Annotated in this window: 8 protein-coding genes and 1 tRNA gene; 4 read left to right on the top strand and 5 right to left on the bottom strand. The window is 52.3% G+C overall.

Annotated elements, in window-relative coordinates; translation table 11 throughout:
* Positions 1 to 53: 53 nt before the first annotated feature.
* Positions 54 to 1,013, top strand: a complete 960-nt coding sequence (locus BGL48_RS04280) for an integron integrase (protein WP_069361489.1) — start codon at positions 54 to 56, stop codon at positions 1,011 to 1,013.
* Between the two features lie 193 nt (positions 1,014 to 1,206).
* Here the strand turns inward: BGL48_RS04280 and BGL48_RS04275 are convergent.
* From BGL48_RS04275 to BGL48_RS04260, 4 genes are all read right to left on the bottom strand, one after another.
* Positions 1,207 to 1,297, bottom strand: a tRNA-Ser gene (locus BGL48_RS04275).
* Between the two features lie 139 nt (positions 1,298 to 1,436).
* Entirely contained in the window at positions 1,437 to 2,639 is a 1,203-nt protein-coding gene (gene fabV / locus BGL48_RS04270) for an enoyl-ACP reductase FabV (RefSeq protein WP_069361488.1), read from the bottom strand.
* A gap of 211 nt (positions 2,640 to 2,850) precedes the next feature.
* Positions 2,851 to 5,151, bottom strand: coding sequence for an acyl-CoA dehydrogenase (locus BGL48_RS04265; RefSeq protein WP_069361487.1), 2,301 nt, complete (start codon positions 5,149 to 5,151; stop codon positions 2,851 to 2,853).
* A 166-nt stretch (positions 5,152 to 5,317) separates the two neighbouring features.
* Positions 5,318 to 6,004: a TetR/AcrR family transcriptional regulator gene (locus BGL48_RS04260; protein ID WP_069361486.1), complete on the bottom strand. Its 687-nt coding sequence runs from the start codon at positions 6,002 to 6,004 to the stop codon at positions 5,318 to 5,320.
* A gap of 500 nt (positions 6,005 to 6,504) precedes the next feature.
* On the opposite strand from BGL48_RS04260, the gene BGL48_RS04250 reads away from it, so the two are divergent.
* Positions 6,505 to 9,219 carry a DUF2339 domain-containing protein gene (locus BGL48_RS04250; RefSeq protein WP_069361484.1) on the top strand — a complete coding sequence of 905 codons (2,715 nt, stop codon included), beginning with the start codon at positions 6,505 to 6,507 and terminating at the stop codon, positions 9,217 to 9,219.
* Positions 9,220 to 9,548: 329 nt separating this feature from the next.
* On the opposite strand, the gene BGL48_RS04245 is transcribed toward BGL48_RS04250, so the two are convergent.
* Positions 9,549 to 10,403 (bottom strand): NAD(P)H-binding protein, encoded by an 855-nt coding sequence (locus BGL48_RS04245; RefSeq protein WP_083238424.1) that lies wholly within the window; start codon positions 10,401 to 10,403, stop codon positions 9,549 to 9,551.
* Between the two features lie 330 nt (positions 10,404 to 10,733).
* Between BGL48_RS04245 and BGL48_RS04240 the strand changes: the two genes are divergently transcribed.
* Together BGL48_RS04240 and pyk are read left to right on the top strand one after the other, a co-directional pair.
* A complete protein-coding gene (locus BGL48_RS04240) occupies positions 10,734 to 11,588 on the top strand; it encodes a MurR/RpiR family transcriptional regulator (protein WP_046073477.1) in 855 nt (284 codons plus the stop codon).
* 158 nt (positions 11,589 to 11,746) lie between these two features.
* A complete protein-coding gene (gene pyk / locus BGL48_RS04235; protein WP_069361483.1) occupies positions 11,747 to 13,192 on the top strand; it encodes a pyruvate kinase in 1,446 nt (481 codons plus the stop codon).
* The last annotated feature ends 61 nt before the right edge of the window (positions 13,193 to 13,253 follow it).

The following is a 13,253-nucleotide window of genomic DNA, read 5'->3' as shown; positions in this document are numbered from 1 at the left end:
CCACATCCGGTGAAGAGCCATGAATAAACAGTCTTAGATGGAGGGAAAGGATCATGACCAAAAGCCCGTTTATGGCAAGCCTTCAGCACGAGCTCAGGCGGCGAGGCTATGCGATCAAAACTGAGAAGAGTTACCTATACTGGGTGCGCCGATTTATCCTTTTCCATCATAAGCAACATCCGACAGAGCTCAGTGATGAGGATGTAAAAACGTTTCTGTCTTATTTGGCCAATGCGCAACAAATTTCACCGAATACTCAAAAGGTTGCACTCGATGCACTGGCCTTTCTATACAACCAGTTTTTAGATCAGCCGCTAGGTAAGATTGCGTTTAGTCCGTCCAAAAAATCGCCGCGAATTCCAATTGTGCTCAGTAAAGAAGAAGTTGCCAGAATTTTTGCCTACCTTGGCGCAAGAGATAAGCTGATTTGTGGGCTGATGTACGGCAGTGGCCTACGCATCAATGAGTGCTTGAGGTTACGCATCAAGGATTTGGATTTTAATCATAACGCGATCACTGTTCATAATGGCAAAGGTGGAAAATCACGCACCACCTTGCTGCCTAATCAATTGGCCGGTGAGTTACATACATTATGTGAAAGAGCTGTCGACATTCAGCAAGGCGACAATCAAAAAGGTATCGGACCCTCCATGCCTTACGCGCTGGATAGAAAATACCCCAATGCGTACCGCAAGACAGGGTGGATGTTTATTTTTCCTTCTGACAATTATTGCCACCACCCAGTGTCTAATAAGCTCTGCCGACATCATCTGCATGATTCCAATGTGCGTAAAGCCTTGAATCGAGCCGTGCAAAGGGCCGGTGTCACCCATAAGCACGTTACCTGTCATACGTTTCGCCATAGCTTTGCCACGCAGATGCTTTTGGCGGGTTACGATATTCGCACCATTCAAACCTTATTGGGCCATACCGACCTCTCGACCACGCAGATCTATACCCATGTGATTGGTCAGCAATTTGCAGGCACAACAAGCCCAATGGATTTGCTTTAACGCCCACGCTACCGCCCTTTGGTTGGCGGCGTCCAAAAGGCCTTACAGGGCGATTTTTTGCGGACTAGATTATCAGACGCTGTTCAGTCTGTTTAGGCAAAGGGGTCTAAAATGTTGGCGCGGTCAGAGTTTGGGGATTTGTGGGGGCATAAATGCAAAAAAGCCGCTGACTGAGCAGCGGCTTTTCTATGTGTGGCGGAGAGATAGGGATTTGAACCCTAGAAGGGCTATTAACCCTTGCCGGTTTTCAAGACCGGTGCTTTCAACCACTCAGCCATCTCTCCGGAACGCGGCGTATATTATTGGGTTGGGGTTGGCTTGTAAAGTGAAAAACTATAATTTGGAGTGCGTTTGGTTAGCTTTCAGCCAATAAAAAAGAGGCCAGTGTTTGGCTGACCTCTTTTGGGAGTTTGCTAAGCGGTTTTAGATGTTTTCGACATCAAATTCCACTACCGGGCTCACGTCTGCGTCGTAGTCTACGCCTTCAACGCCAAAGCCAAATAGCTTCAAGAACTCGGCTTTGTATTCTTTATAGTCAGTCAGCTCGGTGAGGTTCTCTGTGGTGATCTGTGGCCACAGGTCGCGACAGTGCTGCTGAATGTCTTCACGCAGCTCTAGGTCATCTAAACGCAAGCGACGCTCGCTATCTACCTCTGGCTCGCTGCCATCAGCTTGATAGAGGCGCTGAGTAAACATGCGATAGATTTGCTCCATGCAGCCCTCATGGACGCCTTCTTCGCGCATTTTCTTGAATACCATGGCGATATAAAGCGGCATCACCGGGATCGCTGAGCTAGCTTGGGTGACCACGCTTTTGAGTACCGCCACGTTGGCGCTACCGCCTTTAGCTGAAAGCGTTTGGTTTAGCGCGTTGGCAGCACGGTCTAAGTCCATTTTCGCTTTACCTAGCGCGCCTTCCCAGTAGATTGGCCAGGTAAGCTCTGTACCAATGTAGCTGTAAGCGACAGTTTTACAGCCTTCAGCAAGGACACCGGCGTCATTAAGAGCGTTGATCCAAAGCTCCCAGTCTTCGCCGCCCATTACGGTAACGGTATCTTGAATCTCTTGCTCGGTGGCCGGTTCAACACTGGCTTCGATGATTTCATCTTTGTTGGTGTCTACCGCGGTTGAGGTGTAGGTCTCTCCGATAGGTTTGAGTGACGAGCGCACCAGCTCACCGCTGTCAGGTAGCTTACGCACTGGCGAAGCTAGCGAGTACACCACCATGTCGATTTGACCCAAGTCTTGCTTGATCAAATCAATCGTTTTTTGCTTGGCCTCATGCGAGAAGGCATCGCCGTTCAGGCTTTTTGAATACAGGCCTTCTTGCTTGGCAAATTTGTCGAACGCGGCTGAGTTGTACCAGCCTGCGGTGCCAGGCTTTTTCTCGGTGCCGGGTTTTTCAAAGAACACGCCAATGGTTGCAGCGCCGCCACCAAAGGCTGCCGCAATGCGTGAGGACAAGCCATAGCCGCTGGAGGCACCCACAACCAGTACACGCTTAGGCGCATTCGCAATCGGGCCTTGCGCTTTGGTGTAGTCAATTTGCTCTTTTACGTTGGCTTCACAACCAACAGGATGTGTCGTCGTACAGATAAATCCACGAATTTTAGGTTTGATGATCATATTCAACGTCCCTCACAAAATTGAGGCTAGGATAAATACTAACGCCTGCCTATGCATCCCCTTTTACGGAAAAAGGGCAAAAATACCCAGTGGTTGGAGGTGTTGCAGGCAAGAATAGTGGGCAAGATCTCAGCATTGTGGCCCCAAGTGTCAGCGCCAATAAAAAAGCGCCTGCGAGGTGCAGACGCTTTTTGGCGCAAGTTCGCGACCTTTATGCCGCTTTGCTTGGATTGGGCTTGGCAATAGCACCGCCTTCTAGCTGACTAGAGGTAAACCATTCGGCTTTAAAGTCATCCACTTGTACCGCATAAGCACGCAGTGCATCAGCCTCTAGCAGTTTGTCACGCGCATCAGCGGTGATGAGGTTTTGCTCAACCGCTTGTTGCGAGCGATCCGCCAAGCTGGCTTTGCCATCAATCTGCTTGGCTTTCACCGCCTTGATCAGGGCTTTTTCGGTGTCACGACACGCCCACATTGCGGTAAAGGCACGCTCCATCACCGCCACCGGATCGTCGGCTTTATCGCCCACGTAGCATAAGTGCGTCCAACGGTCGCGCTCTGCGCTCGGGGTCATTAACTGCTCGGCAATCTGATTAAGCAACTTGTCAGAGGGCATTTTGTAGTGCATACCGAGCGGGAACAAGAGCACACGTAGGCTGCGACCCACCCCTTTGGCGGGGAAGTTGTTAAAGGCGCCATCAAAGGCTTTGGCACACTGGGCTAGGCAATATTGCAGCGCATAGTGCACCATCGGCAGATCTTGGCTCGGACGGCCTTCATCTTCGTAGCGCTTCAACGTTGCCGACGCCATATAAAGGTGGCTCAGAACATCCCCCAGACGCGCGGACAGCATTTCTCGGCGTTTCAGCTCACCGCCAAGAGACAACATTGCGACATCGGTGGTCACCGCCAGTGCACGACTCATGCGGGTAAGGTGACGATAGTATTTAGCCGTCTCGCCACTCACCGGCGCGCGGTTGGTCAGCGATCCGGTCAGCGCGTTGACCAGCCCCATCACACTGTTTTTAGTGGCATGGCCAATGTGTTTAAACAGTAATTTATCAAACGCTTGGGCGCCGGCCTCTTGGTCTGGGTTCGCCGCCGCTTCCATCTCTTCGAGCACGTAAGGGTGGCAACGGGTCGCCCCCTGACCAAAGATCATGAGGTTGCGGGTAAGAATGTTCGCGCCTTCCACAGTGATGGCCACCGGAATACCAAAGTAATGATGGCCAATATAGTTCAGTGGCCCTAACTGAATCGCACGGCCCGCGTGAACGTCCATCGAATCATTCAAGATGGTGCGCGCAATTTCGGTCATGTGGTATTTGGAAATCGCAGTGATGATCGCCGGTTTTTCTCCCTGATCAAGCGCGGTGGTGGTTAGGGTTCGGGTAGATTCAATTAAGTAGTTCAACCCGCCCATGCGGCCCAAGGCTTCTGCCACCCCTTCAAAGCGGCCAATGTGCATACCAAACTGTTTACGCACATAACTGTAAGCGCCTGTGGTACGGGTGGCGAGATGCCCTACCGCCGTCCCCAGTGCGGGCAACGAAATCCCCCGCCCAGCAGAGAGACACTCCACCAGCATGCGCCAACCACGGCCTGCGTAATCTTTACCGCCGATGACCCAATCAATCGGGATAAAGACATCCTCGCCCTTAGTGGTGCCGTTCATAAATGCCATGTTGAGCGGATTGTGACGATCGCCAATTTCAACGCCAGGGTGTTCTGCGGGGACCAGGGCACAGGTGATGCCAAGCTCTTTTTTGTCCCCCAGCAGGCCGTCTGGATCGCCCAGTTTAAACGCCAAGCCCACCACGGTCGCCACGGGGGCCAGAGTAATGTAGCGTTTGTTCCAGCTTAAGCGGATCCCCAGCACTTGTTCACCATTGTGTTCACCCATGCATACCACGCCGTGGTCTGGAATACTGCCAGCATCGGATCCGGCTTCTGGGCCGGTTAAGCCAAAGCACGGCACTTCGCGGCCATCGGCCAAGCGTGGCAGCCAATAATCGCGCTGGTCTTGAGTACCATAATGAGTCAGCAGCTCACCTGGCCCCAGTGAGTTAGGCACCATCACGGTCACCGCGGCACTTAAGCTACGGGTGGCAATGCGCGATACGATGGTAGAGTTGGCCAGCGCCGAGAACGCGAGGCCACCGTATTCTTTGGGAATGATCAGCGAGAAAAAGCGCTCTTTTTTCAGATAATCCCAGACTTCTTCCGGCAGATCTTTTTGCTCTTGGACAATTTTAAAATCATCCAACATCGCCAGGAGGGTTTCTAGCTGGTTGTCGATAAACGATTGCTCTTCCGCTGTGAGTGTTGGCTTACCATACTGGTGCAACGTCTTCCAGTTTGGCGATCCGGAGAAGAGTTCACCGTCCCACCACACACTGCCGGCTTCCATCGCTTCACGCTCAGTGGCGGATAACGGTGGCAGCACTTTTTTGAAGAAAGTAAACGCTTTATCACTCACCAGTGAACGACGTACTGAAGTTTGAGAGCTCATGATTCAGGTCCTTTTGTTGATCATGGTTGCACTCTTTTTACTGTTATTGTGCGACCAGAACGGGTTTTTACATTGCCCCTCACGCACCGTGATATACCTGTCGCTGCGCTGAGTGGTTCAAATAAGCGGGACGCACCGCATCCTCACTTGATGTGTTTTGCTTGCCCTACTCCGCTTGTGACTCCGTCGCGAAGGCGAGCACTTGCCCCTGTTGTGCCATTGCCGCCGGCTTGGCGTTCATCCCTGCTGCTAGATACGGAATTAAGCGGTCAACGATCGCTTCGGTATCGAGGGTGCGACCAAAATCGTTTTCGGCAATATCACGCAACGCTTCGCTAGACGCCATGGTGAAAATCGCCGCCCCGAGGGTGAAGTGTAAATGCCAAAATACCGCCTCTGACGTCAGTTCAGGGTTAGCTTTGCGTACCGCTTGGTTAAACAGCGACAGAACGTGTTCGTAACGGGTGGTGATAAACCAACGTAAATGCCCTTGTACATCGGTGTAACCACGGCCAATCAATTGCATAAAGGTGGCTGCGCCATGTGGTCGATACGCATCAAGCGCAAGCACTGGCTGCTTTGCACATGAGAATACTTGCTCCATCGTGCACTCTGGTCGCACTAAGAGCGCTTGCAGCTGTTCACCGAGCGCTGGCATAAACGCTTCGAGGTAGCGTCCGAGCACTGCACGCACGAGTGATTTTTTGTCGCCAAAGTGATAGTTCACTGAGGCAAGGTTGACGCCAGCCTTGCTGGTAATCGTACGTAACGACGTTTCTTTAAACCCGTGCTCGGCGAAGAGCTGCTCCGCGGCATCCAGAATTTTTGCTTTGGTGTCGCCTCGTCCTGCCATTGTTCATTCACCTGTATTAAACGCTTGTTTAACTTTATACGCAGACATGCCTTTTAACAACCCTGAAACACACACGCATCGCATGAGTAACATCACATTATTGAGTGATTTCTTCGAGACCGCGGCCAGATGGCTTCACACCCGCGTTTGCTGCATGACCGTATATTGTTTGGTAAATAAAGATGGAGGGTTTTCGTGCTTGGGTGACTATGTAATGCGTTGAATAAAAATGGTTAAGCAGCCCGTTCAGGCACTACCCCAGCCATCACTGCGCTTTTTTTGTACAAAAGTGGGAACCTATGCGCATTTCTGGCAGTCACACCTTGTGCCACTGCTTTTTCTAGAAGACTTTTCTTCTATGCCCACTCGCCGTTTGCTTGTGGGCTTTTTTATGCACTTGCTCCCAAGTTTTGACTTTTCTTGTCGCCATTACGCCAATTCATTCGGCCTCGCTGTACAGTGTGCACGCATTTAGTGACAACGGGCTTGGTTAACGCGATATGGAATCCTTACTCCTCTTAGTGTTTGTCGCCAGTTTGGTGATGCTTATTGGTGGTATTTGTGGCCTTTCGGCCCTATTCAAAGTCAACGCACTCAATCGAGAGCTCTCGGAGGTGCGCCATACCCTTTCCCAGTTGCAATCAAAAGCGGACGCTGACGCGATGCCGACGTCCACTCATGCCAACCTCACGGCTGAGGCTCACACAGAGCCGGTTGAGGCTGGCGGCGATACAGACGCTGCTATGGTATCGCGTGATAGCCACCCATTAACGCAGGAAGCGCTTGCCACATCGACCCAGCATGCGCCATCTAACAAAGAGCCCAGTGTTGCAGAGCCGGTCTCAACCAACGCCGCCCATACCGCCTCTAACGCGCAATCATCAGGCGATAACCGTCATCGTCTCGCTTGGCTTGAGCGCGCGAAACAACAGTGGCTGGTTTGGAGTGGCGCCGGTATTTTTACCCTCGGCGGGCTTTTCTTAATTTCCTACCTGATCAGTGAAGGTTATTTCCCTCCGTTAGCCCGTCTTGGCTTGGGAGCGCTGTTTGGCGTCGGCTTGATTGTTGGCAGTGAATGGCTGCACGATAAGTTGCGCCGGTATACGCAAATTGATTGGCCGAGCTATGTGCCTGCTGCGATTGCGAGCGCGGGCTTTATCAGCTTGTTTGGCCTGACCTTGATGGCGGCGACGCCCTATCAGTTTATTTCCGAGCCAGTCGCCGTCGTGATGCTGGCGCTGATTTCGCTCGCTGCGACCTTCTACGGGCTTAGATTTGGTCCGTTACTGACCGTGGTCGGGCTCATCGGGGCGTATGGCGCGCCATTGTTCTCTACCAGTGCCACCCCCAGCTACGGGTTGCTCGCCAGTTATTTCTTGCTCGTCGCCGCCGCCATCACCTATGTGGCTCAGCGCGTCGAGCGCCGATGGCTATGGTATAGCTTGTGGGGGATGCACCTTGCTTGGCTGTTTGCTTTTGCGCATTTTTCGGTGCCATTGCTTATCGTTACCGGGTTTGCCCTCGGCTCTGTGTACCTATTAGTCGCGGTGCCAACGTTGGGGTGGTTACTCAAACCAACATCTGACGCGCCGCTGTCTTGGCGCACCCTTGTCGATATTCGAGCTTGGCACCATCACGCACTCGATACTTGGCTGATGCTGGCAATAATGTTTATTGCCTCTACTGCCGCGTTTTCTTTACCATTTACGGTCGGGATGCCATTGATGGCCGCGTTGGTGGCATGGCTTTATCTCGCGCCGCTTTTCTCCGCACGCTGGGATGCGTGGCCGGTGCTGGGCTTAGCTTGGGTCGCCCTCTGGTTATGGTTCGGTGATCTTGCCCGCGACCCGCTTGCCCAGCAGGTTGGCTTGGGGATGGGTGTCATTACCCTGCTCTATGGCTTGGCCCTAGGTAAACGGTCACCGCAACGTATCCATTTTATCTGGCTAGCGTGCCTGGCCACGCCCTTCATGGTGAGCCTTAATGCGAAGGTGACAGGCGCGTTTTGGGGCGGAACGCTTGCGTACGCGTCTAGCGCATCGTTATGGGCGGCTTGCCTCGTCGGTGGCGGCGCGGTGTTAGCGGCCTTTACTCGTCATTTTAAAGGTACCGATCAGGCCCATGTTCTGGCTCGATTGTGCCTTTGGTGTGGCGTCAATGCCCACCTGGCGCTCGCGTTAACGTTGCTGCTGAGCGATTACGCTCTGACCTTGGCCTTGACCGCGCAAGCAGTGGTGATGCTTTGGCTCACCCATCAATACCGGATAGCGCTCGCCAATTGGGTGATCCAAGCACTGCTCAGCGTGGTGCTCGCGCGCGCGACTTTGTTATTGCTCTCCACCCATCATATGGCATCACTGCCAGACACATTATGGCTTTATCCGTCGCTTGGGCTGTTGATTTATGTTGGTCAGCGATGGGTCCAAAACCATACACTGCCCGCTTGGCTCACTGGCGCACAACTGCAACTCGCCGCGCTGTGGCTCACAAGTGCAACACTGTGGCTATGTGATCTTCAAGGGCTGACCAGCGTGATGCACTCGGTTTCTGGCGCGGTGGTCATGAGCATGAACTGGTTATTATTGGCGTGTGTGTATCTTTATCGTGCTCGCGCCGCGCAGACGTTCGCGTTTTTGTACCGTATCGGCGGCATCGCCCTCTTAATCTTAAGTACACTCACCCAATTTATTCTCTTTTTCGAGCATAACCCATACGTTGAGAGGGTCTCGATTGGTGACTCGCCACTTGCCAGTTTACTCTGGCCTTGGTGGGGTGTTCCTTTGCTCGCGTGTGTGTGGTTAGCGAAATGGGGATATCCATCGCTACCCTTGCCAAAAGCCCGAGTGCAAACAGCGGCCAGCACCTGTGCCGCGGTGTTTGGTTTTTTGCTGGTTAACGGTTTGATCCGTCAGACTTGGCAAGGCGATACCATTGCCCTGTCGCAATTGACCTCATATGCAGAGCTGTATACCTATTCATTGGTATGGTTGGCAATAGGGAGTTTGAGCTTGCTGGGTGGCTACTGGCAGCAATCGGTACGGGTGCAGCAGGGCGCAATGGCGGTGTTGGCGCTAGTGATCCTAAAAGTGTTCCTGGTTGATATGGCAAGTTTAGAGGGGCTAATGCGAGCATTGTCCTTTATTGGCCTTGGGCTTTGCTTGGTGGCGTTGGGTGGATTGTTCCAATGGCTCAAGCAACGGCAATGGGCCGCCTAGCCCGACGTCGGTGACACGCTAGGCCATCTCACGCTATTGCAATAGCTGTGTTGCAATAGCGTGAGATGGCGGCATTAATTGCCGCCATTTATGAGACAAGCATCACATCTACATCGCCTATTGGTTAAATATCACGACTTTTTTTAATTTGTAGGAACTTCTTTAAATTCGCCCAGTCCTAATGGGTGCATCGGTAAGAAATGCCTTATTCCCCTCAGTAGTGAGGGAGCGTGATTCCTCTTTCTTTCCGACCTGCTGCTGCTTTTTCTACTTACTTTAGAGTTTGTTTGTCTCTACCTTTATTTTTGCCCACCTTGTGTGGGCTTTTTTTATTTTGGGGCCGGGTCGTCTGAAGTCACCTGACCGTCGGCGATCATTTGATACGGTGAGGCATAGCGTAAGTTCAGCCCCAATTGCGCCAGCGTCTGCGAGGCATCAATCCATTTGCCATTACCTGTACTCGGCTGATATTCAGGCGGCTGTAACCCCATCTCGCGCGCCGCCCAGCTATAGTAAACACTTTTTGATGGGTGCAGTTCCGCGCACAGATGAAAGGTATGACCCCATTGACGCTGATGAATAATCGCACTGATCGCAGCGATCACATCGCTGCGGTGAATCAAGTTCACCGGCTCATTGCCACCTGATAAGCCTTGTCGACCCGCCAACATGGTTGAAGGGTGACGCTCACCGCCAATCAACCCCGCGAGCCGCATGACGGTTCCTTTCTCTCCATACGTTTCGCGCAGATGCGCTTCGATATGTTCGTGTGCTTTACCTGACGCCGTAGTGGCAGCTGTCGCGGTTTGCTCTGTTACCTGTCCTTGAAGCGCCCCATATACAGACGTGGTGCTGATAAAGAGCACATACTCAACGCCTGCTTGGGCCAGGCGGTCGATAAACGCGCACATAGCATCGCGGTATGCATCAAAGTCGGCGTGACGACGCCCTGCCGCGATATTGATCACCACGATATTAGCCTCGAGCAACGCCGCCGCTGATTGATAATCCGGCGCCATCACATCAAACGGCACCACAGTGGTCGCCAGCGTCTCGCTCAGTGCTTGCGCTGACGTGGGTTGGCGCTTGGTCCCCACCACGTGGTGCCCAGCGCCAAGTAGGTGTGACGCCAGCGGTTGGCCCAACCAACCACATCCACAAATTCCAACTTTCAATCCTGACACACGCGCTCCTTATCACCTTGGGTTACGTAATTATTTTTCAATGTAATGGTTCACACTATTCATTTCGACTGATTTTTGACCGTTTATTTATTTCACGCTGTAAATATATTCCTTAATTGTGTAAGGAAATAACTAAAAGCGTGAATGGTGACAAAGTTTTTATGCTCAGATAGTCATAATAATGTCATTACAATCCGCGAGACGATAGACTATCTGTTACTAAGCGGCAGTCAAAAGCCGTGGTGAATGACACACTTAACACTTCATTGAAGCTCGCTCTCACCGAGCGACAATTTTTAACTTTGGTCTTGAACGTAAGCGGTAACTCAGATGAATACTCTGGAAAAAATACAAAAAAATCTTGAAAACTTCAGCAAATCTGAAAGAAAAGTTGCTGAAATCATTGTCGCCTCCCCTCAAACCGCTATTCACTCGAGTATTGCGACGTTGGCAAAGATGGCTGATGTGAGCGAGCCAACGGTTAACCGTTTCTGTCGTCGCCTCGACACCAAAGGCTTTCCAGACTTTAAACTTCACCTCGCGCAAAGCTTGGCCAATGGCACCCCATATGTGAACCGCAACGTTGAAGAAAACGATGGCGCAGATGCTTACACGGCGAAGATTTTTGAGTCAACCATGGCCTGTTTGGATGTGGCGAAAAACAGCATCGACACGCACCAAATTAACCGCGCAGTCGATATGCTGACCCAAGCGAAAAAAATCGCCTTTTTCGGGCTGGGCGCCTCGGCGTCGGTGGCGCATGACGCGCAAAACAAGTTCTTCCGTTTTAACATTCCGGTGGTGTGCTTTAACGACATCGTGATGCAACGAATGAGCTGCATTAACTGTAATGACGGCGATGTGGTGGTGATGATTTCACACACAGGGCGTACCAAAAGTTTGGTTGATGTCGCTAACTTAGCGCGCGAAAACGGCGCTACTGTTATTGGCATCACGCAGCGCGACTCGCCGCTAGATAAAGTGTGTTCGCACACCATCCAGCTCGACGTGCCAGAAGACACCGACGAATACATGCCGATGGCCAGCCGTGTTGTGCAAATGACGGTGATCGATGTGTTGGCCACTGGTTTTACGCTTCGCCGCGGGCCTGGATTTAGAGATAACTTGAAGCGTGTCAAAGAAGCCATTCGCGATTCACGCTTTCATAAAGAATCCCTGACCTAACTAAGAGGAGTGCGTTGGCACTCCTTTTTTGTGTCATCTATTCGACGTTTTTAATGCGCTACACTGGTGTCAGCACCTCGTCGAATCCACGACTTGGCGGTGATGTTGCCCTTTCTGCTTTATCCCTTAAAACATCATCCTGTATATAGGAGTTAATCATGTCTGCAAAACTGAGAAGAACGAAGATTGTTACCACACTCGGCCCTGCCACCGACAAAGACAGTGTATTGGAATCGATTATTGCCGCCGGTGCTAACGTCGTTCGCCTTAACTTCTCTCACGGCAGTGCGGAAGACCATATTAAACGCGCCGATCAAGTGCGCGCGATTGCGGCGAAGCTTGGTCGTCACGTGGGTATTTTGGGTGATTTACAAGGCCCTAAAATCCGGGTGTCTACCTTTAAAGAGGGTGCCATCACCCTGGCGGTAGGCGATAAATTCACCTTGGATGGCGAGCTTTCGCCTGGCATGGGCGACCAAGACGCGGTCGGCCTTGACTATAAAGCCCTGCCCCAGGACGTTACCAATGGCGATATTCTGCTGCTCGATGATGGTCGCGTACAGCTCAAGGTATTGGCGGTTGAAGGGGCCAAAGTACACACCGAGGTCACGGTAGGCGGTAAGCTCTCTAACAACAAAGGGATCAACAAAAAAGGCGGTGGTCTGTCTGCCCCTGCGTTGACCGAAAAAGACAAGCAAGACATTCTCACTGCCGCCAAAATCGGCGTCGACTTCTTAGCGATCTCCTTCCCGCGCAACGGCCAAGATATGCACTATGCCCGCTCGTTGGCGCGCGATGCTGGCTTGGACGCGCGTTTGGTGGCCAAAGTCGAACGCGCCGAAACCGTGATCAGCGATGAGAGCATTGATGACATTATTGAAGCGTCTGACGTGGTGATGGTCGCGCGCGGCGATCTGGGTGTCGAAATTGGTGACCCAGAGTTGGTTGGGGTACAAAAGCAACTCATTCGCCGCGCCCGCAGCATGAACCGTTTGGTGATCACCGCCACCCAGATGATGGAATCAATGATTTCCGCCCCTATGCCTACTCGCGCGGAGGTGATGGATGTGGCCAATGCGGTGCTGGATGGTACGGATGCAGTGATGCTATCGGCAGAAACCGCTGCCGGCCAGTACCCATTGGAAACGGTACGCTCAATGGCTGAAGTGTGTGTCGGGGCTGAGAAGATGCCTTCGGTCAATATCTCCAACCATCGTCTCGATCGTCAGTTTGATAGCCAAGAAGAAACGGTCTCTATGGCCACCATGTATGCGGCGAACCATATGCAAGGGGTGAAAGCCATGGTGTCACTGACCGAGTCTGGCCGCACGGCCTTGATGATGTCGCGCATCTCTTCCGGTAAGCCCATTTTTGCCCTATCGCGTCATGAACACACGCTTAACCGTGCCGCCCTCTATCGTGGTGTGACGCCGGTGTATTTTGACAGCGACAGCGGTGCCGGCCTGCAAGTGGCGGAGCGCGCCCTGCAAACCTTGAAAGAAGGTGGCTTTTTGGCCGAAGGCGATCAGGTGATCATGACCCAAGGCGACCAAATGGAAGTGATTGGCTCTACCAACACCATGCGTGTGCTGACAGTGAAATAACTCGCGGATAAGCGCACACTGAAAAAGCAAAAGGCGACCTAGCTGGGTCGCCTTTTATGTT

Source organism: Salinivibrio sp. SS3, assembly GCF_001722105.1.
In the GTDB taxonomy this organism is placed as follows: Bacteria; Pseudomonadota; Gammaproteobacteria; order Enterobacterales; family Vibrionaceae; genus Salinivibrio; species Salinivibrio kushneri.
This window is presented reverse-complemented; position numbering and strand designations above follow the sequence as displayed.

Coding starts and splice junctions, on each gene's coding strand:
- BGL48_RS04280 (WP_069361489.1), top strand. CDS start 54: ATGACCAAAAGCCCGTTTATGGCAAGCCTTCAGCACGAGCTCAGGCGG.
- fabV (WP_069361488.1), bottom strand. CDS start 2,639: ATGATCATCAAACCTAAAATTCGTGGATTTATCTGTACGACGACACAT.
- BGL48_RS04265 (WP_069361487.1), bottom strand. CDS start 5,151: ATGAGCTCTCAAACTTCAGTACGTCGTTCACTGGTGAGTGATAAAGCG.
- BGL48_RS04260 (WP_069361486.1), bottom strand. CDS start 6,004: ATGGCAGGACGAGGCGACACCAAAGCAAAAATTCTGGATGCCGCGGAG.
- BGL48_RS04250 (WP_069361484.1), top strand. CDS start 6,505: ATGGAATCCTTACTCCTCTTAGTGTTTGTCGCCAGTTTGGTGATGCTT.
- BGL48_RS04240 (WP_046073477.1), top strand. CDS start 10,734: ATGAATACTCTGGAAAAAATACAAAAAAATCTTGAAAACTTCAGCAAA.
- pyk (WP_069361483.1), top strand. CDS start 11,747: ATGTCTGCAAAACTGAGAAGAACGAAGATTGTTACCACACTCGGCCCT.